The sequence below is a fragment of the Oscillospiraceae bacterium genome (assembly GCA_034925865.1).
Classification (GTDB): domain Bacteria; phylum Bacillota; class Clostridia; order Oscillospirales; family SIG627; genus SIG704.
In genome coordinates this window covers 35,735-57,883 of sequence record JAYFRN010000009.1, presented here as the reverse complement: position 1 = coordinate 57,883, position 22,149 = coordinate 35,735, and the positions used below count along the sequence as shown (strand labels likewise).

The window sequence follows — 22,149 nt, the reverse complement described above, 5'->3', positions numbered from 1 at the left end:
TTAAAACGGCAATTAAATAAGTTGTGTCTCATAAGAAAGAAAAGTCCATAAACCAGAGTCTTTTCTCTCTTTAAGCGGTATTTATTTAATTGCCGAGTTAATAAAAGCAGCGGCGCAGCCGCAAAAAGGATTTTATCTGAATATGAGAAAAACAAAAATTGTCTGCACTATCGGCCCCGCCAGCTCTGATATAAAAATAATGTCCGATATGATAGACAGCGGAATGAATGTCGCTCGTCTCAACTTTTCACACGGCACATACGAAAATCACCTTAAAAATATCAATACATTAAAACAGCTGAGAACAGAAAAAGGCGTATCACTGGCTATAATGCTTGACACGAAGGGCCCCGAAATAAGGCTTAAAAATTTTAAGAACGGCTGTGCCGAAGTGGAAAGCGGCAAAAGCTTCCTTCTTACCTCACGTGATATCGAAGGCGATGAAAACGGCGCATCGTATTCGTTTCCGTGCCTTGCCGATTCTCTTTCTCCCGGGAATACAATACTTATAGACGATGGAAATCTTGAAATGCGTGTTGAATCGATAAACGGCGGTGAAATTACCTGCACCGTGATTCAGGGCGGAGTGATCAAAAACCATAAATCGATAAATATACCGCACATACATATAAATATTCCGTATTTGTGCGATCAGGATAAAAACGACATATTGTTCGGTATCAAAAACGATGTCGATTTTATAGCCGCTTCTTTTGTCAGATCAAAGGATGACGTTATAGCATTGCGAAAATTTATCAATTATAACGGCGGACATGACATCAAGATAATATCAAAAATCGAAAACCTTGAAGGCGTCATGAATTTTGACGAAATATTGGATTATTCTGAAGGAATAATGGTCGCCAGAGGTGATATGGGAGTAGAAATAGAATACGAAAGACTGCCGGGTTTACAGAAAAAGTTTATTAAAAAGTGTTACCAGTCCGGAAAGATGGTAATAACGGCGACCCAGATGCTCGAATCAATGATAAATAATTACCGTCCGACCCGTGCCGAAATTACCGACGTTGCCAACGCCGTTTTTGACGGAACGTCGGCGGTTATGCTATCGGGCGAAACAGCGGCCGGTAAATTCCCCGTAAACGCTGTGCGCGTCATGTCTAAAATTGCCGAACAGGCGGAATTTGACGCGTTTGAAGCCGGGATATATGATAATATAAGCTATGATATGGACACCTCGGATACGACAAATGCCATTTGCGACGCCGCGTGCACACTTGCAAAAGATATTAAGGCTCAGGCGATAATCGCCCTGACGAAATATGGGCAGACAGCCAGAAGAATGTCAAAATTCCGTCCACGCGAAACTATAATTGCCGCTACTCCGGTTGAAAAGACATTTCACCAGCTTGCACTGTCATGGGGAGTTTTTCCCGTACTCGCCAGATACCAGCACACAGCGGACGAGCTTTTTCTTCACGCTATTGACTGTGCTAAGCTGATTGACGCCGTGGCTTCCGGCGACCATGTCGTAATCGCCGCCGGCATCCCTCTTGACACGCCGGGAAGCACTAATACTTTAAAGGTCGAAATCGTTAAATAACTGCAAAAAAGGCTCCTCTGTTTCACGGAGGAGCCTTGACAGCGTAATTATTTATTTTTTAGGAGCTTCTTCCGCAGGAGCGTCAATGGGTATCTCAACAGAGCGTATAGCCCATTTAAAGAATTTAAGTTTTGTTTTATCGGTACCTGTTTCAAGAGTGATAATATCGTCCTTGATCTTTACGATTCTGCCGATAAGTCCGCCGTTGGTTGATACTTCATCGCCGACATGAAGATTATTCCTCATCTCAGTGACCTGCTTTTCCTGCTTTTTCTGGGGGCGTATCATGCCGAAATATAAAAACGCGATTACGATGGCAAAGGTGCCGATCGTGACCCAGAGCTGACCGGAGTTGTATGCGGGATCAACTGCCGCAGCGGCGTCTTCCAATAAAAATATCATAAAAGTCCTCCGTATAGTATTATGTTAACGTTTATCATTATACAGTAAAATCGTATATAATGCAACTGGTTTTTTTGAATACAGCGGTATATCAGCTTCAATAGTAGATAACAAGTTGAATTTTAATATTCCGGGATAAAATACATTTACATGAAAGGTTTCATATGAAAGCTGTAATTTCAGTAACAGGCAAGGATGCCGTTGGCATTATTGCCGCGGTAAGCAGCGAATGCGCCGCAAACAGGGTAAATATTATTGACATATCACAAACCGTATTAAAGGATTATTTCGTGATGATAATGCTCGTCGAGATTGACGGGCTGAATGTTCCGTTTTCGGATTTTGTGGACTCAATGTCAAATATAGGCGAAATGAAAAATGTCATGATACACACCATGCACGAGGATATATTCAACTCGATGCACAAAATCTGATTTTTCGGAGAAGCATTAAATGATTAATATAAACAAGGATGAAATCCTCGAAACGATTAATATGATCGACGGCGAGCATCTTGACATCCGCACGATAACAATGGGCATTTCACTGTTTGATTGCCGGGCAGACAGCATCAATGTGTTATGCGAAAGAATATATGATAAGATAACCCGCTGCGCCGGTCGCCTTGTGAAGACTGGCATGGAAATTGAAAAGGAATACGGTATTCCGATAATTAACAAACGCGTGTCTGTGACGCCGGTTTCGCTTATAGGCGGAAATGTTTCCTCAGACGATTATATTAAAATTGCCATGACGCTTGACAAAGCCGCAAAAACATTGGGAGTGAATTTCATCGGAGGATATTCCGCGCTTGTTCAAAAGGGATATTTGCTTGGAGAGCGCGAAATGATCGAATCTATACCGTATGCGCTTACCGAGACAGATTATGTGTGTTCCAGCGTGAATGTCGCCACGACAAAGGCGGGCATAAACATGGATGCTGTCGCTCAAATGGGCGGCATAATCAAAAAAGCGGCTTATGTTTCACGCGAAAAAGGCTCGATAGCCTGCGCAAAGCTTGTGGTTTTCGCGAATGTTCCGGATGATAATCCATTCATGGCCGGAGCTTTTCACGGCATCGGAGAACCTGACACAGTTATAAACGTCGGCGTTTCCGGGCCGGGAGTCGTAAGCAGCGCAATAAAAAAGGCCGGCGCCTGTAATATAACCGAAATCGCGGATGTGATCAAAAAGACCGCTTTTAAAATTACAAGAGTCGGTCAGCTTGTCGCATGCGAGGCATCAAAAAGACTGGGTGTACCGTTTGGCATCGTTGATCTTTCTCTCGCGCCGACTCCGGCGATAGGAGATTCCGTCGCTCATGTGCTTGAAGCCATGGGGCTTGAAACATGCGGTGCCTGCGGCACGACAGCATGTCTCGCGCTGTTGAATGACGCGGTGAAAAAAGGCGGCGTTATGGCTTCGTCCCACGTCGGAGGGCTTTCGGGAGCTTTTATTCCGGTGAGTGAAGACGCGGGAATGATAACCGCTGCAAAAAGCGGTTGCCTTACGATCGAAAAGCTCGAGGCAATGACGGCAGTCTGTTCGGTCGGACTTGATATGATCGCAATTCCGGGAGATACACCGGAAGCAGTCATTTCCGGCATAATCGCCGATGAGATATCCATCGGTGTTGTAAACACTAAAACAACCGCAGTGCGGCTTATCCCAGCATACGGAAAATCTGTAGGAGATATGGTGGAATTCGGCGGGCTTTTAGGCATCGCGCCGGTTATGAAGGTCAACACCGCTTCACCTGAGGTATTTATAGGCAGAGGGGGAAGAGTACCCGCGCCGCTGCAGAGCCTTAAAAACTGATTATGAAGATATTATGTGTTGATCTGGGCGAGGTTCATGTGGGCTTCGCTTCATGTGACAGGGATGAAACCATTGCGTTCGGTTTAAAGACGATTGATGTAACCGGAATGCGCGATGCCGCCGATAAAACAGTATTGGAGGCGGCTAATACAGGAGCAGAGCTGATACTGATCGGGCTCCCAATCAGAACGGACGGGATTCAGGGAGAAAAAGCCGAAAAATCGCGTGCATTTGCAAAAATGGTAAATGAAAGATGTCCGGTCAAAACAGAGCTCGTCGATGAGAGATTTTCGACTATGCACGCTCATAAGCTTTTAAATGAAACGGGTATTTCGGGCAGAAAAAGAAAGCGCGTCATCGACACGCTTTCGGCTCAGCTCATTTTACAGAGCTATATAGACGCGAAAAAGAATAAAAGAAATTAAAAAAATACGAGGAATCAACCCGGATTGGTCAGAGCCAGTTCGGGCGTTAATAATTGTTACTTAAGAGAAAAGCCAATATACCAGAGCTCTTTCTCTTTAAGCGGTGAACATATAATTGCCAAATTAACAATAACCGCAGGCGTTGCCTGCGGTTATTGTTAATTATAGTGTAGATCAATCCGTGGTCGAGGGTTCTTCCGTCGTTACGGGAGTTTCATCTGTTGTGGAAGGCTCTCCAGTTGTCGAAGGCTCTTCCGTAGTTGAAGGCTTCTCGTCGGTGAGCTGATCATCCTTGCCGGTTACATATATTTTATCGCCGAAGGCATCGAGGGCTGTCCAATCCGTAACCTTATTCTTTTCTATGGTCAGATAATAAAGCTTTGTGCAGGTCTTGAGAGGCGTGATATTTTCAACAAGGTTGTTGCCAATTAATAGCTGCAGCAGCTCTGTCATTTTTCCGACGGCGGTGAGATCTGAAATTTTATTGTCTGCAAGTGACAGAACCTGCATAGCGGTCGAATCCTTAAGTACGGAAATATCTGAAATTTCATTTTCAGAGGCATCGAGATTTTTAAGCTTCTTCTTACCGGAAAGAGCGGATATATCTGTTATCTTGTTTTTTTTGCATGAAACATAAACAAGCTTGTCGAGACTTGAAAGAGATGATATGTCCGAAACGCTGTTGGAGTCAAAATCAAAATTTTCAAGAGAGGAGAATTTAGAAACTGTTGAAATATCGGTGACCTTATTATCGTTAATATAAAGCGTGCGGAGATTTTTCAAACCGGAAATACCGGAAATATCTTCGGCTTCGTTGCTTGTGAAGGAAAGGGAAATAAGGTCGGTCAAAGAACCGATTACTGAAAGGTCGGAATTGCCGATCTTGTTGAGTGAAAGCGAACGAAGCGCGGGATAATCCTTAAGAGGTTCAAGAGAGGAAACCGTGTAATCGGAAATTCCAAGGAAATAAAGCTCCTTAAAAGATTCAATATCGGAGAATCCGTTGAAGCACGCGACATCAGAAATGCTGAGATATTCAAGATGCTTAAAAAGCTTAATGTCGTTAAAATTATCAATCGGTGCTTTAAGGTCATATTCCTTGTAAAGGTCTGAAATAGAGACTTCTTCTTCGCCGTCGGCGAGCGAATCGTTCTTTTTTATGGCGTTAATAAAATCTTCTCCGCCAAGGTAGAGCTTTGTATCTGAAATGACAACCGCCTTGACAGTGTCCAGATCGGTTTCGGTTATCGCGGCAGGAACCTTGCCGAGATAACTTTTCATGATATCTTTGAATTCGTCTGTCGAGAATATATCGGATCTGTTCAGAATTGCAGTTACAACGACGGAAATAATAAAGACACAGAGAAGAATGCTTATAACGTTAATCGTAATGGCCGATTTGTTCACGGCTTTTTTGCCGGCGGCGTTTTTCATTTAAATAATCCTTTCGATTGACAGTAAAATTGCAACAATATACATTATATATATTTATGCTGAATAAGTCAATATTAAATGTCGAAATTTTGCTTATTTTTCATATTAAGAGATTTTTATTATAAGCCGGTTTTATTAATAAAGGCTCGAATCGGAGATAATCCGCGGAGCAGAGATAGAATGAAATGCCTTCACACGACAGATACGGATTAAGGCCGGCATTCGTGAAAGAAGGACCGTGAAGGTGACCGCAGTATACCCGGGTTATCCCGGCTTCCTTGATTTGATCGACAAGAGGATTACGTTTTTCGGCACCGGTTACAACAGGATAATGGAAAAAAGCAATTTTTTCAATATGTGAACCGGTATTTTCCGAAGATGCGGATGAGAAAAGCTTTTTTGCTTCGGAAAGCGATATTTGAAACCTTAAAGTTTCCCGGCGCAGAATTGCTGTGTCGTCATCACTCATTTTATCTTCCCAAATCCAGCCGCGTGTACCGCAAATGATAAAATTCTCAATTCGCATGGCGTTGTTATGTAAAAATGAAATGCTCTCAAAGCCGTTTTCCGAACAGAAATTATTCAGCTTTGACAATGTCGCCCACCAATAATCGTGGTTTCCGCGCATTAAAATTTTTTTTCCGGGAAGAAAATCAATATACTTAAAATCCTCAAGCGCTTCGGAAGCGGTCATTGCCCATGAAATGTCACCCGGTATTATAACGGTGTCACTGGCGGAAACAGTGCGATTCCAGTTTTCACTTAGCTTTTCTGTATAATTACTCCACATACCGCCGAAAACATCCATCGGTTTTTCGCCGGACAGCGAAAGATGAGGATCTGATAAAACAAAAAGCGACATTTTTACCTCGCGATATCATGAATAAGTAACCTGTATGAGTGAAATAATAACGCTGTGCAAATTAAAAAACAAAGGAGTATTAGATAAACGATGAATTCAATGAGAAATTCAAAAAATGACACGGAATCAAGAAATGATATTTCAAGGCATATCAAAGGTATAAGCTGCGATGTGAATAACTGTTCATATAATGAGGACGGCTGTTATTGTACGGCGGAAAAAATAAATGTAGGTCCGTACAGTGCTCAGTGCAGTACGGAGACGGTCTGTTCGACTTTCAAGCCGAAAAGCACAAAGCCATAACGCGTCTGATACGCGATGATGTCGGGAGCTGTCAGCTTAACCGAGCAGATTAAGCACGGCGGCGCTCATAGACTCTTTTGACAGAGTTTCATTAAAGCGTATAGACTTAGATATCAGCGAAGCAATCGGCTTCGGTATTTCGGTATCCGTAAATTCAGATAGCAGCTTGACTGCTTCGAATTCGTCGGATACCGATTTATTTGTAAGAGACGAATATACGCTTGCGGGGAACTTATAAGCGCTCGCGGTGGAGGCGACCACCATATATGATGAATCTCCGCTTTGACGCATATATTCTCTTGCGGTCTTCATAGCAACCGCCGTGTGAGGATCGCATAAATATTTATACTCAGAAAAAGTTGTTTTAATGGTTTGAGCGGTCATTGATTCATCGCACCATCCGCCGAAAAACGTCTTGTCAAGCTTTGCTTTTACACAGGATAAAACGCTGTATTTTTTCTGAGTGCTAAGAAGTGTCATATAATTCTTCGTTTCTTCGCAGCCGGCAAGCAGATAAAGAAGTCGCTCGAGATTGCTGGAAATCAATATATCCATCGAAGGGCTCATTGTCTGATAGAATCGCCTTTCGCGGTTGTATATGCCGGTTTTTAAAAAATCGGAGAGAATGTTATTTGTGTTTGACGCGCAGATGAGGCAACGTATGGGAAGCCCCATGCGCTTGGCGAGATATCCGGCGAATATATTGCCGAAATTTCCCGTCGGAACGGCGAAGTTTACGTTTTCGCCCATAGAAATTTTCCCGGATGAAACAAGATCGCAATATGAAGATACATAATAAGCTATTTGAGGAACGAGACGACCCCAGTTTATTGAATTGGCGCTTGAAAGGAAAGCGGTATTTTCAATTGCTTTATTAAGCTCTGCGTCTGAAAAGATACTTTTAACGGCGCTTTGGGCATCATCAAAATTTCCGTTTATCGAATATACGGCGACATTGTTTCCTTCCTGTGTGTCCATTTGAAGCTTTTGCATACAGCTTACGCCATTTTTGGGGTAAAAAACTATGATCTTGGTCTGCGGAACATCCCGATAACCTTCCAGTGCGGCCTTTCCCGTGTCGCCGGAAGTAGCAACGAGAACGCAGGCCGTGCGCTTTTCTCCCGTAATGGCGAGCGCGTTGGATAAAAGAAGCGGTGTCATCTGCAGGGCCATATCCTTGAACGCGCAGGTTGGGCCGTGCCATAATTCCATTACCGAAAGTCTGTCGCCTACCGGTATCACAGGTACGGGATTATTTCCGAAACGTTCGGGTGAATATGCTTTTTGACAAAGGGAATGAATCAGCTCCGGGCCGAAATCGTCAAGGTACTTGTTGAGTATGGCCTCGGCGCGTCCGGCATAATCTTTACCGCATAGCTCCTTCAATTCCTGAGCGGTCAGCTGAGGAATAGCTTCCGGCATATACAGACCGCCGTCTGCGCAAAGCCCTTTCTTGATTGCATATGCGCTCGATACGCCGTCGCATCCTCCGCGTGTGCTTATATACTTCATTTACAAATCCTCTTTGTGATTTTTGGGGAATCAAAATTTAAATTAAACATATAGTAGCTTTAATACATAATGATGGCTGAATCAGATTGTCAAAAAACAAATTATTGGTGAATTCTGCTCGGTTTTAATACAGAACTCATAATTGGATTGCATAAAATGCGTATGGAAGGCTATATCAATTTTGAGTTATCCGGCTGCGCAAAAAACGCGTTTTCAAAATGCCTGAAAAAAAGCTTTCCGCTTTTGTCGCGGTAAAGCTCTGCAATGTCAAATCTGAATTGAACGTTTTCACATAACGACGGATTTTCGAATATGTAACGCCCGGCGCAATAAGCAATGCGGCGGCGTTTGTTCTCGTTTACGGCGGATGCGCCACGCCCGAATTTCATCGCGCTTTCAAGTGTGCGGGTTTTTACCTCTATAAAAGAGATGACGCCGTCCTTCATCATTATAAGGTCAATTTCGCCGCCTTTTACAGTATAATTAGAAGCTATATGCTCATATCCATTTTTTATCAGGTACGAACGAACCAGCGCTTCTCCTTCGCTGCCGAAGGCTTTTTTTGATTTATTCATATTAATAGCAATATCAAATATTCATGATAAAAGGAGCTGGTCGGATTCTTCGCCTATTATATTTCTGAGAAAAGTCATGCGGTGAGCCGGACAGGGCCCAAACTTTTTTATAAGCTCGCGGTGTTCTTTTGTCGGATATCCCTTATGCTGCGCAAAATGATATTCTGGATACTGTTTGTCAAGCTCCTCGCAAAATCGGTCACGTAACACCTTGGCAAGAATAGAAGCGGCCGCAACACTCGGAAGCTTGCCGTCACCTTTTACTACCGGAATAGCCGGAATGTCAAAGCCCCGTGCGATATTTCCGTCGACAAGCAAAAGCTGCGGCCTGACACGCAAAAGCGATGTAGCGCGCTTCATGGCAAGCATGCTCGCATTCAGGATGTTCATCATGTCGATTTCATAGGGCTCTGCATGAGCGACTGCCCAATCAATGGCGTAAGCCTTTATCACTTCGAAAAGCTCGTCACGCTTTTTTTCAGATAAACGTTTTGAATCATCAAGACCGGGTATCGTCAGATTCTGCGGAAGGATAACCGCCGCGGCATAAACCGGTCCCGCGAGGGGGCCGCGTCCGGCCTCGTCAAGTCCGCAGACGACAGAATAGCCTTCGGGAACGATGCTGTTCTGAAAAAACCAATCCATATTGACCTCCGTAAAAGAATTTGGCGTCATGATTCGGATCGGAACCAGGCAAAACTGACATTGCCAGCATGTAATAACACGTTATATTAAATTGTTTCGTCAGGAATCTGCTTGGTTTGAGACTTATGGAAACTCGAGCGTAATCCGCCCGATCTTTCCGGATCGGAATTCATCAAGAAGCATTGCGGCGCAGCGATCCGTATCAGGCTCTCCGCCTGAGATCAATAGCCCGCGCTTTTTTGCTATCAAGCAAAACAACGTGTAATTATCTTCTGATCCGGCAAATTCTTCGTCAGTAATCTTGTATCTCTTATTGAGAAGCTCTGGGTATGCTTTTTTAAGCTTTCCGATCAGTGTGAGCGCAATTTCATCTGAAAAAATCAGAGTGTCCTTTATCGCGCCTGTTGCGGCGAGATTTTCGCCAACCGTTTTGTCTTCGAATTTCGGCCAGAGTACGCCTGGCATATCCAGAAGATCAAAGCCATCCTTTGTCCTTACCCATTGCTTTGTCAGTGTGACACCGGGACGGTTTTCAGCTGCGGCCTTTTTGGCTCCGGTCATTTTATTGATGATGGTTGATTTCCCGACATTGGGAATTCCGACGACCATAGCGCGCAATGGTCGCTCGACACCTTTTTGCTTTAAATGTTCGATTTTATCTGATAAAACCCGCCTGATTTCGGATGCTATCGATGAAAAGCCCTCGCCTGTAATACAGTCTGCCGCTATTACAGAGATTTCATTTTGCAGAGCTTTGCGGTAATATGATATCCAAACGGAGGTTGCGTGGCTGTCGGCAAGCGATGATTTGTTTAGAATAATGATATGCGGTTTTATGTCGATCATGCGGTCGATTTCGGGGTTTTTGCTAGAATACGGTATTCTGGCGTCAAGAATTTCAAGAATTATGTCTACGGATGACAAATTTTCTAAAATGAGCCTCCGTGTTTTTGCCATGTGACCGGGAAACCATTGAATTTGATTTGATGGCATTCTCAGTTTACCTTTCCGGCGGCTTCAAATGGGAAAAACCTGACAAGAACTCTTCCGAGAATATAACGTGTGTCGATTTGATCCACATTAGACATTCGGCTGTCGCGGGATCCATTGCGATTGTCTCCCATAACGAAGACACAGTTTTTATCAACTGTGATCGGATACATATCGGCGCGATCTCCGTCTTCCATTCTTCCGGTGGTTTCCCGTCTGACATATGGCTCGTCCAGCAGAACGCCGTCTACATATACCTGCCATGTGTCAAAATCAATGTCGACTGTCTGACCTTCGGTGGCGATGACGCGTTTAATAAGAGGCTTTACGCCTCCGTTGTATTTCATTGCGTCAAATACGATGATGTCTCCTGTTTTTGGTTTATAATCGAGATCGGATATAATAAGATAATCCTTATCTTTAAGGGTATGCGTCATGGATTCGCCGTCAACGGTCACAAATCTGAAAAGAAATGTGAACATCAGGACAACGAGAGCAAGCGCATATAAAAATGTTTCGATCCAGTCGTAAAAATCTGCGACAGGATTGAATTTTTTGTTGTTAATAGGCTTCATGAACGTGGATTGTGTCATAAATTATCTCCGAAAAATAACCGAAAGGGACTTTTTTGACAAAGCCCCTTTCGGTAATGATAGCGTTTTCGCTATTGGCGCTTATATAAGCTCTGTTATATAAGCTCTTTAACCTTGGCGGACTTGCCGACGCGGTCACGCAGATAATAGAGCTTTGCCCTGCGGGTTTTACCGTGGCGAATTACCTCGACATTCGCGACATTCGGGGAATGAAGCGGGAATGTTTTTTCAACGCCGACTCCGTAAGTTACTCGTCTGACGGTGAAGGTTTCAGAAATGCCGCCGTTTCTCTTCGCAATCACGGTGCCTTCAAACATTTGAATTCTTTCTTTGGCGCCTTCCTTGATTTTGTTGTGAACGCGGACGGTGTCTCCGATTTCAAATACGGGAACGCTCTCTTTGAGCTGCTCTTTTGTCAAAGCCTTTAAAAGATCCATTATAAGGCTTCTCCTTTCAGAATATATAAATTTCGGAAAGGACATGAAGCATTCATGCTGAGACCGGCAGAGGACTGCTTCGATCCATACCATAACAGCGTAAGTATAGCATAAAGCTATAAAATAATCAATTACAATTTTCAAAAAACAGTAAAATTTGCAATTTGTTCAAACACTTATAAATAAACCGCATCGGTTTTCAACCGCATCGGTTTTCAACCGATTAACATATTTATAAGCTTTTGCCCCTCAGGCACGAATTCACCTGACTTCATGGAGTTTTCCGTAAAAGATGAAATTCCGGAAGCGTTTATATCGTCGCTGTCATATATGACAAACGGGACGGGTTCACGCGTGTGCGTGCGAAGGCAGAGAGGTGTCGGGTGATCCGGAAGCAGAAGTATGCGGTATCTCTCGCCCATACTGTCAAGATAATTCTTAACCGGAGATAAAATTTTAGAATCTATCAGCTCGATAGCTTTGACTTTGTTCTCGATTTCGGCACGGTGGCCGCATTCGTCCGGACCCTCAACATGAATATAAACAAAGCTGTCTCCGGAATTGAACGCGTGTATAGCCGCGTGTGCTTTCCCTTCGTAGTTGGTGTTGACCGTTCCCGTTGCTCCGGGTATGCTCGGTGCCTTAAGCTCGGCGCATATTGCAATCCCCTTTATAAGATCCACGGCTGAAATAACCGTTCCGTCAAGGCCAAAACGCGCTTTAAAGCTCGGAAGAGCGGGCTTTTTCCCGGGACTCCATAACCATATGGAGTTTGCCGGACGAAGACCGCGTCCAATCCGCTTCTTGTTTACCGGATGATTTATCAGCAGTTTATAGCTTTCTGGATACATCATGCCGTATTCGCCGCCAATCGATCCCTTCGGAATATATTCGCCTATGGGCTTGCCAAGAATATCATGCGGGCGCGAAAAATCATATATGCGTTCGGATTTATCGGATCCGGGAGGATTTTTCCATATCATGCAATGGCGGTAACTGACGCCGGTATATAAATGCCTTACATCGTTTCCAAAATATTCGTCAAGCGAGCGTATCAGCTCGTCAGCTTCCTCTGTTGTGATTTCGCCGGCGCTGTGATCGAGCATGATCTTTGATTCATACGGTTCGTCATCTGATATTGTGACGAGGTTGCATCTGAAAGCGACATCATCTGGAGCCATGGAAAGACCTATGCTCATCGCTTCAAGGGGAGAACGTCCCTTCGAGTATATAAGCGGATCGTATCCGAGAACGGCAAGATTTGCGGTGTCGCTTTCCGGAACCATTCCGTCGGGAACAGTTTTAACTAGGCCGCCTCGGCCGTGTGCGGCCAAATAATCCATAACAGGTTTTATAGCTGTTTCCAGCGGTGTCTTGCCGCCGAGCGACGGAACAGGCAAATCCGCCATGCCGTCGCCAAGCATTACGAGATATTTCATTTTTTATCCCTATTCATAAATTGTTTTAATTTCTAATATGCTGTGAATTTTCAGCTTGCCGTTTTCTTCAATTAATCTATAAAGCTGTGGCTTTACGGTATCGCTGGGAATACCTAGCCTGAAAGTTCCGTTATTCTTCATGATTTTATACGAAACGATATAATTGCTGCATTTTATTTTGGCGCCATTCAGCTCTGTTTCGGTGTCTTCACGAACGGTGACAGAAATATCGTATATGCGCTGCATTGTGAAGCTGTCATCTTTTTCATTAGTTTCGAAATAGTTCTTCATGAAAAACGTATTATAGGTATCCGCGTCTCCGGATATTATGGCGTCAAAAAATTCGCGAAAAAATACGGCGTCTTTGCCTTTGCTTTCGCATCCGGCTTTGTCAAGAAGTTCGGTATATCCGCCGGTTGTATAATATATGTCTCTGACAAGCGACATATAGTCCTTGTCTTCAAAAATGTTTTCATCATAATTCGCTTCGTAGTATTCTACGGAAGGACCGCCGGTATTCTCCGGTGCGGAAAAACGTTCCCAGAACCAAAAGCCGTTATCATTTTTATATTTTATCAGAGCGGCCGCGGCCGTTCCCAAAAGAGCCAGAACAACAATACAGCATATAACAAGTGTAAACGTCTGTTTATATGTGAGCTGCGCTCCGTGCGATTTTTTTCCGGACATGACCCGCCTCCGTTTTAATAATAATAATATTACAATCCGGGCGCTTTCCCCGAAACCCCCGTTTGGAGAATTTTCGCGTAAAATCCCGGGGCTTTTAAAAAAGTTCAAATGAGAAAATTAAAGTTTTCAAATAATTCTTAAAGGCAGAATAGGGAAGTCTGCATAAAAATTTATTAATACTATTCGGAATGGTGTTCCGAATAGTATAAGGGTAACTCAGGTACGCAGACTATTCTGCGATTTTAAAGTTGGCAATTTATTATTAAAAGGCGATTAATAATATTGTTTTATAAGAGAAAGGCCCTTATATCAGAGCCTTTTCTCTTAAGCGTAAGTGACGAGTTATTCAGCCATAAACCTCTTGAGGTTGGAAATGCCTATTCTTATTGCGTCGAGTCTGTCCTCGTAGCCCTCGAATTCGACTGTGACATATCCGTCATATCCGTTTTTACGGAGAATATTTATGCACTGGCGGATCGGGACGACGCCGTGACCGATGATTGTACCTTTCAAATAGTTGCCGTTGCGGTTTTGAAACCATTGTTCGCCGGGGTTGTCGAGATAGCCCGGCTTGTAATAAAAGTCTTTTGCATGCGCATGACGTGCATATTGAGCGAGAAGACCGACTGATTTTACAGGATCTCCGTCAGCACAGAGGAAATTTCCGAAGTCTACAAGTGAGCCGAAATTGTCTTCGCCGACGCCGTCGATGATTTTTTCCACTCTGTCGGCGTCCTGTGAAAAGTATCCGTGATTTTCGGTGCAGGTGACTATGCCTTTTTGCTCGGCATATTTTGTCACCTCTCTGCAGCCCTCGATTATGCGGGGAAGCGCGCTGTCAAAGCTTCTCTTTGATTTGACGCTATCTGAAAAACCGTAAGCGGTGTCGTGACGCATAACTCTTGCGCCGAAGGCTTCGGCCACATCAACCAGCTGTTGAACGCGTTTTATTTCGTCTTTAAGGCTGCCGTTGCTTCCGTTTATGAAGTCGGCACCGGTGCAGAATGCGGCGGTATCTATCCCGGCTTCTTCCGATGCCGCTTTAGCTTTTTTGCCGTATTCAATAAATTCGTCATATGGACGGTTTGAAACTGAATACTCGATTGCGTCGCCGCCGAATTCCTTTATCTTTTCCATCATGCCCTTGAGTCCGAGCGCATCTTCGGCTATAAGCGAACCGAAGCTATAGGTAGTTACGGATATTTTCATTTTTTCCTCCAAAAGTTATGACAATATTTTGATTTTATTGAAATTTCAGTCTGAATATGATTTTGCTTTGTCGGATTCACGGATTTCTACACGGCGGATCTTGCTGCTGATAGTTTTGGGAAGACTGTCTACGAAGTCAACTATGCGGGGATATTTATATGGAGCGGTGTGTGTTTTGACATAGTTCTGAATATCCTTTTTCAATTCTTCCGTGGGTTCGTATCCCTTGGCTAGAACGACAGTCGCTTTCACAACCTGACCTCTGACCGGATCCGGAGCTCCGGTGACCGCGCATTCCACAACGGCGGGATGCTCCATAAGGACGCTTTCAACTTCAAACGGACCTATACGGTATCCGCTTGATTTTATGACATCGTCCTTGCGGCTGACGAACCAAAGATAACCGTCCTCATCGCGCCATGCGATATCGCCGGTGTGATACATTCCGTTTTGCCATACGGAATTCGTCATTTCTTCGTCTTTATAATAACCCTTGAATATTCCGTATTGTTTATCAGAAGGAGTGCATCTCAAGACTATTTCGCCGTTGACGCCGTTGTCGACTGTGTTGCCGTCGTCGTCAACAATGTCAAGCGGAAGATACGGAACTGCTTTACCCATTGATCCGGGCTTAGGCTCCATGTAGAAAAGCGTGGACGCAACGAGCACAAGCTCTGTCTGGCCATAGCCTTCCATAGGTTTAAGACCTGTGGCTTTATAAAAACGATTGAAAACCTCAGGATTCAGCGCTTCACCCGCTATTGACGCGTGAGTAAGATGCGAGAAATCGTATTTTGTGAGATCTTCCTGAATCATGAATCTATAAATCGTGGGAGGAGCGCAAAAAGTCGTGACTTTATATTTTGTTATGACATCCAATAGATCGGCAGCGTGGAATCTGTCATGGTCATATACGAAAAACGCACAGTCGGCCATCCATGCGCCGTACATTTTTCCCCATGCCGCTTTTGCCCAGCCGGTTTCGGCGACCGTGATATGAAGGCCGCCCGGAACAACCTTATGCCAGTAAAGCGCCATCGGAGTAAGACCGAGCGGATACATAAAATCGTGCATTACCATTTTCGGCATTCCGGTGGTACCCGAGGTGAAATACAAAAGCATCGTATCATCGGGCTTCGGAAGCTCGTCCGGAGCAGGTTTTATGAATTTTGGCGCGGAATCGATCGCTGACTGAAAATTGTACCAGCCGGTTCGCTTTGTCTTGTTCAATATTTTTAATATCGGATGATAATGGCTTTCCGCTTCGTCGATATATTCGGCGACCTGGCCGTCGCCTGTCGCGATAATTCCGGCAACATCCGCGAGCTCAAAGCGATATATATAATCCTTTGCTAAAAGCTGACTCGTGGCCGGTATGCCCACCGCTCCTATTTTATGAAGAGCCAGGTATGAATACCAGTATTCATAGTGACGCTTCATAACGAGCATGATTTTATCGCCCTTTTTAATGCCCTTAGACATAAGAAACGCGGCAAGCGCATCACTTTTTTCGGAAAGCTCCGAAAACGTTATATTGCGTTTTTCGCCTTTGTCATTTACCCACAGCAGGGCGCGTTTATCCGGTGTTTCCTTTGCTATGACATCCACAACGTCATAAGCAAAATTAAAGCTTTCGAGCTTTTTCCATTTAAAATCGATCAGCTCTCCGTTGGGGCCGGTTTTTTCGGTTTCCAAAAAACGTTTATACATCATTTCCATCTGATGGTACTCCTGAATTATTTTATGCCAGACTTGATCGGTTAAATATTACCTGACCGTCCGGTGTTTTGTTTCTGAGATCGCATAGTTCGCTTATTGTTACAAAGCGATAGCCCTCCGAAAGAAGGTATTCTATCACATGCTCCGCTGCGTCTACCGAGTTTTTATAGAGGTCGTGCATGAGTATTATTCTTCCGGATTTCGCGTTTGATTTGACGGTCTGAAGTATTTGTGCCGTGGCTTCTTCGGTCGCAAGCTTTTTAAGCTTCCAGTCTTCTGTATCTACGGCCCAGTTGATAATGAAATATCCAAGCTCCGTGCAGAGAGACTTTTTGTTTTTTATGTTTCCTCCTGGCGGACGAAAGAGAATCGGATATTCTCCGCATGCGCTGGTAATCAAAGAGCTTGTCAGCTCAAGCTCTTTTTTTGCTTCCGCATCCGTGATATTGTTAAAATTCGCGTGAGTATATGAGTGATTACCTATTTCACAGCCAAGTGAAATCTGACGTTCCAAAATCTTTTTTGATTCTGGAAATACTTTGCCATCCTTTGAACCTATCTGTTCACCTATTTGGAAAAAGGTAACTTTTATGCCGTATCTCTCAATCATATCAAGAAGTCTGGGTGTTTGAAGCGGATTGGGACCGTCGTCAAAGCTAAGAGCAATCACTTTTTCGTTGTTGTCAACAACAGGGTTGTAATTATCTGTTCCTCCGGGTTTGCCTGCGGTGTCAAGAACGCTGTTTGATATGAAAAGCTTTAATGTTTTGCCTTCGCCGGCAAATGTAGAATCATCGAAAAACAAGGTGGCTCCGGCGGCAGTGCGGTGAAAATACTTTATTTCGGATTTAGTTTCGCAGAATGAAGCGAGCTTTTCACTGTCATAGAGACCTGAAAACGCACTGTTCCCGGATATCTGGCTTTTAATGTAAGGATACAGTGTTTCGGCGAATTTCTCGTATTTGAAAAGAGCTTTGAGAGAAGGAATCGTTCCGGAACTTGTATCAAGGCAAAACATGAATACGCGGTCATCTTTTGCTGAGGATGAAGTTAAAGCGAACGTGAAATTGATATAGTTCGAAAAAACCTCTGCGGTATAATCAAGCTTTTTCTGATCGTTTTCCGGAAGCTTTACTTTGGATATAAAGCCGTCAATCTCTGATTTGACCGTGTCTGTCAGTGACGCGGCGGTAAATTGCGGATATGCGGCGTACAGCTTTCCGTCGCTGCTTTTGATTATGGTTGCTGTCGGAGCGTTTTCACCTGTCAGCTTAAGCGTCGATGCAAAAAACACTCCGTAATTATCACAAAATAGGGATTTATTCCCCTGATTGCACATTTCGCCGGCATATTTATCACGTATATTATTGCCGATATCACATGAACAAAGGTACGAAAAGACCAAAGCCAGACACAGTATTAATGCGATTATATGATTGATTGAATTCTTTTTCATGATTATTAATGCTGAGCTTTCTTCGCTTCGAACGATTTCGCTTCGGGCGACTCCGCTTCAAGCGGTTCCCCGTTTTCCGCGGCTTTGAGCATCAATGCGCATTCAAGCCGTTTCCTTTCGGTTTCACAGCCGATCGAATAGGGAATATTAATATCGGAATTAAAGCTGTAGTTATTGGCCGCGCACCCGCCGCCGCAGAAAAATTTGGCCCAGCAGTCGCGGCATTTCGGTATTGACAGCACGGCGGCACGTGTGAATTGCTTTCTGATTTTCTGGTCAATGCTTCCTTCAAAGACATTTCCCATCATAAATTCGGTTTTCCCGACAAATTGGTGACAAGGATATATATCTCCCGTCGGCGTCACCGAGATGTATTCTCTCCCGCTTCCGCAGCCTTTTATGCGTTTGTATATACACGGGCCTTCGTCAAGGTCGACCATAAAGTGGAAGAAGTTGAACATCCCTTCCTTTTTCTGCTTGCGTCGTATCAATTCCGCGGCAAGCACGTCGTATTCGGCGCGTATCCGCGGAAGGTCCTCCTCGCGTATTGAATATGGGCTTTCCGGAGAAAGTACGACCGGCTCAACGGAGATCTGATCAAAGCCCTCGGCGGCCATAGCAAGCACGTCACGCGAAAAATCGAGGTTTTTACGTGTGTATGTCCCGCGTATGTAATAGCTTTTTTCGCCGCGTTCGGCGACAAGCTTTTTAAAAGCTGGCATGATTGTGTCGTATGTGCCGCTTCCGTCTTCTGCGGGGCGCATGAAGTCGTGTATTTCACGTCGCCCGTCACAGGAAAGCACTGCATTATCCGTATTTTCATTTATAAACGCGATCGACTCATCGTCAAGCAGCGAGCCGTTCGTGGTTATCGTGAATCTTATATGCTTGTCAAGCGTTTTCTCACGCTCACGGGCATAAGTGACGAGGCTTTTCACAACGTCGAAGTTCATGAGCGGTTCACCGCCAAAAAAATCGACCTCGAGATTGCGTATTTTACCGGATGCTTTATATAAAAAATCAAGAGCCGCTTTTCCGGTTTCATAGCTCATCATAGAGCGTTCGCTGTGAAAGCTGCCTGTTTCAGCAAAGCAATAGCGGCATCTCATGTTGCAGTCATGCGCTATATGCAGGCACATTGACTTTATCGGCATAGAATCAAAGTTCATTGCGGCGCTGTCAAGCTCCGGCAAGGCAGAATACAGCATCCCGGCGTCATACAGTTCGCGAATTTCCGCCCAGCACTCGGAAAGCGTCTCTTCGTCTAAATATGAAAGAGCTTTTTCTCCGTACAGAGATTCCGGAATATTTTCGGAAAACGGTGGGGCAATAAAATCAAGTATATCGTAAATCGGTTTTGTTACCGAATGTAGAGTGTTGGAATTTACATCGAGGACAAGATAATAACCATCGGAAGCAAATTTATGAATCATACCGTATTGCATTTTATAGTCCTTAATAATTATAATATGTGCTTATTTGCGAGTAAATTAGACAATTAGTTCTCGTGAGAAAAAGTCTCATATAAAAAACTGCTGTTTATTGATGCGTAAATTATACCGCTTTATTAAGAGAAAGGCTATGATATAGAGCTTCTCTTATAATTCAGACAATAATTTTAATAATACTCATCGCAAATAAAAATTTAAAAATAAAGAGGGTAATGAAAAATTCCTCATTACCCCCTTCCGCGTTAAAAAGTATGCACAGCAGAGCCTCAAAGAATTATATTACTTTGAGACCCTTTCGCATTTCTGATTAGCAACCGTGCATGATGTTTTGCACGCGGATTGGCAGGAGGCCTGGCATTCGCCGCATCCGGACTTTTTAATTTGTGTAATTGATTTCTTCGTATTTATTGTTTTAATGTTTTTCATGATGAATCGCCTTTCGCCATAATTTTAAACAAAGTGATTATAACATACGCCGGATACAAAATCAACACTTTATTTTGAATATTTTCTTACAATGAAAGCGTTTTATTATTAAAAGATTGCAGGCGAAAACCTCCGCCGGCAAATCATACGGCGAAGGTTCTGGTATTTTATCCTGTCATGTGTTTAAAATTATCCGCCTGTTATTTCTTTGATTTTGCGAATGCACGGCGGAAGGATGGATTCGATATCGTCTTCTTTATGCTCTTTATGCCGCGTCCCTTGGACAGCCTTGTATTGATATAACTGCCGATCGCAGAAAAGACAAGACATATTGCAAGCTTTACGATGCTCATTAAATCTAAATTTCCCCCCGCTCCGGCGCTTAAGGAAAAAGCAAGGGTAATCAATGCGAACACCGCTCCGCAAAGCATGGCGGCTCCGGGAGCTTTTCCGGTTTTGGATGTGAAGCGGGCGCCCGCGAATACCGCACCGAGGGCGAGACAGGCTATAGCCGCTATACTGTAAAAGGTTTCGGGCTTTTCGGATTTTGATATTACGGCGGCGGCAGGCAGCATAACGCAAAGCGCAAGGATGAATCCGGCGAACGCCGATGAAATCGCGCTTAAAAAAACATTGCCGGAACCGGTCAAAGAGCGTTTTGTTTTGTTCTTCATATTATTTCTCCAGGCGTCAGAATTTTGTTACAATTATTTTTCAAAGAGCCGCGGCCCATCTGGGATATCAAAGCGATCTCATTCACGACAGCATAAAGTATAAATATGTATTGTGATGCCGCACATAATGCGGATATTTCGTAATAAAATACTTATATTTAATTATATTCGCAAAAGCTGTGAATATTACTGCAAGTATCCAAAGCATTGCGGTAAAATTAAAATATGATTTCGAATATGACATAGCATAAGTCGTATAACCGACACAAGCAGCATATGGAAAACAAACGCCGGCCATATGGTCGACGTTTGTTATAATTTCTGCGTAGATTAAAGCGTCATTGTCTCATACACCTAAAAATCCGTTTCCGATTATTTCACTCGTGTTGGTGATGAACATAAACGCGTCCGGATCGGCTTTTTTTATCATTCGTTTAAGCATGACAGCTTCTGATCGTTTGCAGGCTGTCATAATCATTTTCTTTTTTGACCCCGTAAAGGCTCCAACCGCGTCGACGCAGGTTGCGCCGCGTTCAAGTTCATGAATAATGTAATTACGAATTTCTTCTTCTTTTTCAGTGACAATTGTAAAATATTTACACATATTCAAGCTTTCGACAACATTGTTTACTATGAAGGATTTCATGAAAAGCCCAAGCACCGAAAACATTCCTGTGCGTATTCCGAAAAAGTACAGAGACGAAAAAGCGATCAGCGCGTCTGAAGCGAGCAATGCTGTTCCCGTGTTCAGGGAAGAGTATTTTTTTAATATAAGGGCAATGATATCAGTTCCGCCGCTTGATGCGTTAAGGTAAAACAATATAGCCGATCCGATTGCGGGAAGCCCTATGGAAAACAACAGCTCCATAAATGTCTCGCCCGTCAGAGGAGCCTTGAGCGGAACCAGTTTTTCAAACACCCATGTTACTGCCGAGTACATGAAGCTGGCGTATATTGTTTTAAAACCAAAATCCCTGCCCAGGATGATGAATGCGGCGATAAGCAAAAGAGTGTTTATAATAACGATTATTGTCGCCGTAGACACGACATTCTGAATGTTGCCGAGAATTATCGCAAGTCCCGAAACTCCGCCGTCGACAAATTTGTTCGGAAAGCTGAAAAAATAAACTCCTGCCGATATCAGCAGAATACCGAGATTTAAAAGGGCAAATTCCTTTAGGTTCAGTTTGAATTTGGACAGTATTTTCATGAAAGGGCTCCTTAACCGAATTACGCATAAACATTATAGTCAATATGACATGATTATATCATAAATTCTTCCCGATTTACATACCGGCTGTGAAAATAAGGCGTAACTGAGCGCAGGCAAAAGGCTGTGTGATATCAAAGTATTATCAAACGGCATGTCGGTAAGCAAAGAGTAAATTTATTTTTTATTTCTGTTGACAAACGTGTTGAAAATTGCTATTCTATCTCATAGAGAATATTGTCTTAAAGGCCATCCGAGACGATATGCTCGCAATTTCTGAAAATTAAAATTATTTATATTCAAAAGAGGTATTACAAT

The 22,149-nt window shown here is 43.6% G+C and carries 23 protein-coding genes; 5 read left to right on the top strand and 18 right to left on the bottom strand.

Features of this window, described 5'->3' with window-relative positions; translation table 11 throughout:
* Positions 1–142 precede the first annotated feature (142 nt).
* Positions 143–1,564, top strand: coding sequence for a pyruvate kinase (pyk, locus tag VB118_05510; protein ID MEA4832058.1), 1,422 nt, complete (start codon positions 143–145; stop codon positions 1,562–1,564).
* 51 nt (positions 1,565–1,615) lie between these two features.
* Here the strand turns inward: pyk and yajC are convergent, their stop codons facing one another.
* Positions 1,616–1,966, bottom strand: a complete 351-nt coding sequence (gene yajC / locus VB118_05505) for a preprotein translocase subunit YajC (GenBank protein ID MEA4832057.1) — start codon at positions 1,964–1,966, stop codon at positions 1,616–1,618.
* Between the two features lie 164 nt (positions 1,967–2,130).
* On the opposite strand from yajC, the gene VB118_05500 reads away from it, so the two are divergent.
* Genes VB118_05500 through ruvX form a run of 3 tightly spaced genes read left to right on the top strand, consistent with a single transcriptional unit; the run spans position 2,131 to position 4,209 of the window.
* The gene (locus tag VB118_05500; protein ID MEA4832056.1) at positions 2,131–2,400 is read left to right on the top strand and encodes an ACT domain-containing protein; all 270 of its coding nucleotides are present in this window, start codon (positions 2,131–2,133) and stop codon (positions 2,398–2,400) included.
* A gap of 19 nt (positions 2,401–2,419) precedes the next feature.
* Positions 2,420–3,784: a PFL family protein gene (locus tag VB118_05495; GenBank protein MEA4832055.1), complete on the top strand. Its 1,365-nt coding sequence runs from the start codon at positions 2,420–2,422 to the stop codon at positions 3,782–3,784.
* Between the two features lie 2 nt (positions 3,785–3,786).
* Positions 3,787–4,209: a Holliday junction resolvase RuvX gene (ruvX, locus tag VB118_05490; protein MEA4832054.1), complete on the top strand. Its 423-nt coding sequence runs from the start codon at positions 3,787–3,789 to the stop codon at positions 4,207–4,209.
* A gap of 174 nt (positions 4,210–4,383) precedes the next feature.
* Here the strand turns inward: ruvX and VB118_05485 are convergent, their stop codons facing one another.
* Both VB118_05485 and VB118_05480 read right to left on the bottom strand, forming a co-directional pair.
* The gene (locus tag VB118_05485; GenBank protein ID MEA4832053.1) at positions 4,384–5,643 is read right to left on the bottom strand and encodes a hypothetical protein; all 1,260 of its coding nucleotides are present in this window, start codon (positions 5,641–5,643) and stop codon (positions 4,384–4,386) included.
* Between the two features lie 100 nt (positions 5,644–5,743).
* On the bottom strand, positions 5,744–6,505 hold the full coding sequence (locus tag VB118_05480) for a metallophosphoesterase (protein ID MEA4832052.1): 762 nt from the start codon (positions 6,503–6,505) through the stop codon (positions 5,744–5,746).
* A 99-nt stretch (positions 6,506–6,604) separates the two neighbouring features.
* Here VB118_05480 and VB118_05475 point away from each other — a divergent pair, with 99 nt between their 5' ends.
* Positions 6,605–6,808, top strand: a complete 204-nt coding sequence (locus VB118_05475) for a DUF1540 domain-containing protein (GenBank protein MEA4832051.1) — start codon at positions 6,605–6,607, stop codon at positions 6,806–6,808.
* A 36-nt stretch (positions 6,809–6,844) separates the two neighbouring features.
* On the opposite strand, the gene thrC is transcribed toward VB118_05475, so the two are convergent.
* The 15 genes from thrC to VB118_05400 all read right to left on the bottom strand — a co-directional run bounded on the left by thrC (position 6,845) and on the right by VB118_05400 (position 21,831).
* Complete coding sequence (gene thrC / locus VB118_05470; protein ID MEA4832050.1) at positions 6,845–8,320, bottom strand: threonine synthase; 1,476 nt, start codon at positions 8,318–8,320, stop codon at positions 6,845–6,847.
* A gap of 170 nt (positions 8,321–8,490) precedes the next feature.
* On the bottom strand, positions 8,491–8,895 hold the full coding sequence (locus VB118_05465) for a YraN family protein (protein ID MEA4832049.1): 405 nt from the start codon (positions 8,893–8,895) through the stop codon (positions 8,491–8,493).
* A gap of 21 nt (positions 8,896–8,916) precedes the next feature.
* The gene (locus VB118_05460; GenBank protein ID MEA4832048.1) at positions 8,917–9,540 is read right to left on the bottom strand and encodes a ribonuclease HII; all 624 of its coding nucleotides are present in this window, start codon (positions 9,538–9,540) and stop codon (positions 8,917–8,919) included.
* Positions 9,541–9,663: 123 nt separating this feature from the next.
* Positions 9,664–10,533, bottom strand: a complete 870-nt coding sequence (gene ylqF, locus VB118_05455; protein MEA4832047.1) for a ribosome biogenesis GTPase YlqF — start codon at positions 10,531–10,533, stop codon at positions 9,664–9,666.
* Positions 10,534–10,535: 2 nt separating this feature from the next.
* The gene (lepB, locus tag VB118_05450) at positions 10,536–11,123 is read right to left on the bottom strand and encodes a signal peptidase I (GenBank protein MEA4832046.1); all 588 of its coding nucleotides are present in this window, start codon (positions 11,121–11,123) and stop codon (positions 10,536–10,538) included.
* 95 nt (positions 11,124–11,218) lie between these two features.
* Positions 11,219–11,560 (bottom strand): 50S ribosomal protein L19, encoded by a 342-nt coding sequence (gene rplS / locus VB118_05445; GenBank protein MEA4832045.1) that lies wholly within the window; start codon positions 11,558–11,560, stop codon positions 11,219–11,221.
* Between the two features lie 215 nt (positions 11,561–11,775).
* Positions 11,776–12,999 carry a cofactor-independent phosphoglycerate mutase gene (locus tag VB118_05440; GenBank protein ID MEA4832044.1) on the bottom strand — a complete coding sequence of 408 codons (1,224 nt, stop codon included), beginning with the start codon at positions 12,997–12,999 and terminating at the stop codon, positions 11,776–11,778.
* A gap of 9 nt (positions 13,000–13,008) precedes the next feature.
* Positions 13,009–13,686 (bottom strand): hypothetical protein, encoded by a 678-nt coding sequence (locus tag VB118_05435; protein MEA4832043.1) that lies wholly within the window; start codon positions 13,684–13,686, stop codon positions 13,009–13,011.
* A gap of 342 nt (positions 13,687–14,028) precedes the next feature.
* Positions 14,029–14,895, bottom strand: a complete 867-nt coding sequence (locus tag VB118_05430) for a sugar phosphate isomerase/epimerase family protein (GenBank protein MEA4832042.1) — start codon at positions 14,893–14,895, stop codon at positions 14,029–14,031.
* 45 nt (positions 14,896–14,940) lie between these two features.
* Complete coding sequence (locus VB118_05425; protein MEA4832041.1) at positions 14,941–16,614, bottom strand: AMP-binding protein; 1,674 nt, start codon at positions 16,612–16,614, stop codon at positions 14,941–14,943.
* Positions 16,615–16,636: 22 nt separating this feature from the next.
* A complete protein-coding gene (locus tag VB118_05420; protein MEA4832040.1) occupies positions 16,637–18,070 on the bottom strand; it encodes a polysaccharide deacetylase family protein in 1,434 nt (477 codons plus the stop codon).
* Between the two features lie 5 nt (positions 18,071–18,075).
* Complete coding sequence (gene scfB / locus VB118_05415) at positions 18,076–19,515, bottom strand: thioether cross-link-forming SCIFF peptide maturase (protein ID MEA4832039.1); 1,440 nt, start codon at positions 19,513–19,515, stop codon at positions 18,076–18,078.
* 285 nt (positions 19,516–19,800) lie between these two features.
* Complete coding sequence (scfA, locus tag VB118_05410; GenBank protein ID MEA4832038.1) at positions 19,801–19,947, bottom strand: six-cysteine ranthipeptide SCIFF; 147 nt, start codon at positions 19,945–19,947, stop codon at positions 19,801–19,803.
* Positions 19,948–20,147: 200 nt separating this feature from the next.
* Positions 20,148–20,621 (bottom strand): YrzE family protein, encoded by a 474-nt coding sequence (locus VB118_05405; GenBank protein MEA4832037.1) that lies wholly within the window; start codon positions 20,619–20,621, stop codon positions 20,148–20,150.
* A 346-nt stretch (positions 20,622–20,967) separates the two neighbouring features.
* Positions 20,968–21,831 carry a YitT family protein gene (locus VB118_05400; protein MEA4832036.1) on the bottom strand — a complete coding sequence of 288 codons (864 nt, stop codon included), beginning with the start codon at positions 21,829–21,831 and terminating at the stop codon, positions 20,968–20,970.
* Positions 21,832–22,149 lie beyond the last annotated feature (318 nt).

Excerpts from the sequence above, each read along its gene's own strand:
- scfB (MEA4832039.1), bottom strand. The coding sequence starts at position 19,515 with ATGCAATACGGTATGATTCATAAATTTGCTTCCGATGGTTATTATCTT.
- VB118_05475 (MEA4832051.1), top strand. The coding sequence starts at position 6,605 with ATGAGAAATTCAAAAAATGACACGGAATCAAGAAATGATATTTCAAGG.
- lepB (MEA4832046.1), bottom strand. The coding sequence starts at position 11,123 with ATGACACAATCCACGTTCATGAAGCCTATTAACAACAAAAAATTCAAT.
- VB118_05430 (MEA4832042.1), bottom strand. The coding sequence starts at position 14,895 with ATGAAAATATCCGTAACTACCTATAGCTTCGGTTCGCTTATAGCCGAA.
- pyk (MEA4832058.1), top strand. The coding sequence starts at position 143 with ATGAGAAAAACAAAAATTGTCTGCACTATCGGCCCCGCCAGCTCTGAT.
- VB118_05465 (MEA4832049.1), bottom strand. The coding sequence starts at position 8,895 with ATGAATAAATCAAAAAAAGCCTTCGGCAGCGAAGGAGAAGCGCTGGTT.
- yajC (MEA4832057.1), bottom strand. The coding sequence starts at position 1,966 with ATGATATTTTTATTGGAAGACGCCGCTGCGGCAGTTGATCCCGCATAC.
- VB118_05420 (MEA4832040.1), bottom strand. The coding sequence starts at position 18,070 with ATGAAAAAGAATTCAATCAATCATATAATCGCATTAATACTGTGTCTG.
- VB118_05405 (MEA4832037.1), bottom strand. The coding sequence starts at position 20,621 with ATGAAGAACAAAACAAAACGCTCTTTGACCGGTTCCGGCAATGTTTTT.
- VB118_05460 (MEA4832048.1), bottom strand. The coding sequence starts at position 9,540 with ATGGATTGGTTTTTTCAGAACAGCATCGTTCCCGAAGGCTATTCTGTC.
- ruvX (MEA4832054.1), top strand. The coding sequence starts at position 3,787 with ATGAAGATATTATGTGTTGATCTGGGCGAGGTTCATGTGGGCTTCGCT.
- rplS (MEA4832045.1), bottom strand. The coding sequence starts at position 11,560 with ATGGATCTTTTAAAGGCTTTGACAAAAGAGCAGCTCAAAGAGAGCGTT.
- VB118_05480 (MEA4832052.1), bottom strand. The coding sequence starts at position 6,505 with ATGTCGCTTTTTGTTTTATCAGATCCTCATCTTTCGCTGTCCGGCGAA.
- VB118_05400 (MEA4832036.1), bottom strand. The coding sequence starts at position 21,831 with ATGAAAATACTGTCCAAATTCAAACTGAACCTAAAGGAATTTGCCCTT.
- VB118_05495 (MEA4832055.1), top strand. The coding sequence starts at position 2,420 with ATGATTAATATAAACAAGGATGAAATCCTCGAAACGATTAATATGATC.
- VB118_05435 (MEA4832043.1), bottom strand. The coding sequence starts at position 13,686 with ATGTCCGGAAAAAAATCGCACGGAGCGCAGCTCACATATAAACAGACG.
- VB118_05485 (MEA4832053.1), bottom strand. The coding sequence starts at position 5,643 with ATGAAAAACGCCGCCGGCAAAAAAGCCGTGAACAAATCGGCCATTACG.
- VB118_05500 (MEA4832056.1), top strand. The coding sequence starts at position 2,131 with ATGAAAGCTGTAATTTCAGTAACAGGCAAGGATGCCGTTGGCATTATT.
- VB118_05440 (MEA4832044.1), bottom strand. The coding sequence starts at position 12,999 with ATGAAATATCTCGTAATGCTTGGCGACGGCATGGCGGATTTGCCTGTT.
- ylqF (MEA4832047.1), bottom strand. The coding sequence starts at position 10,533 with ATGCCATCAAATCAAATTCAATGGTTTCCCGGTCACATGGCAAAAACA.
- VB118_05425 (MEA4832041.1), bottom strand. The coding sequence starts at position 16,614 with ATGGAAATGATGTATAAACGTTTTTTGGAAACCGAAAAAACCGGCCCC.
- scfA (MEA4832038.1), bottom strand. The coding sequence starts at position 19,947 with ATGAAAAACATTAAAACAATAAATACGAAGAAATCAATTACACAAATT.
- thrC (MEA4832050.1), bottom strand. The coding sequence starts at position 8,320 with ATGAAGTATATAAGCACACGCGGAGGATGCGACGGCGTATCGAGCGCA.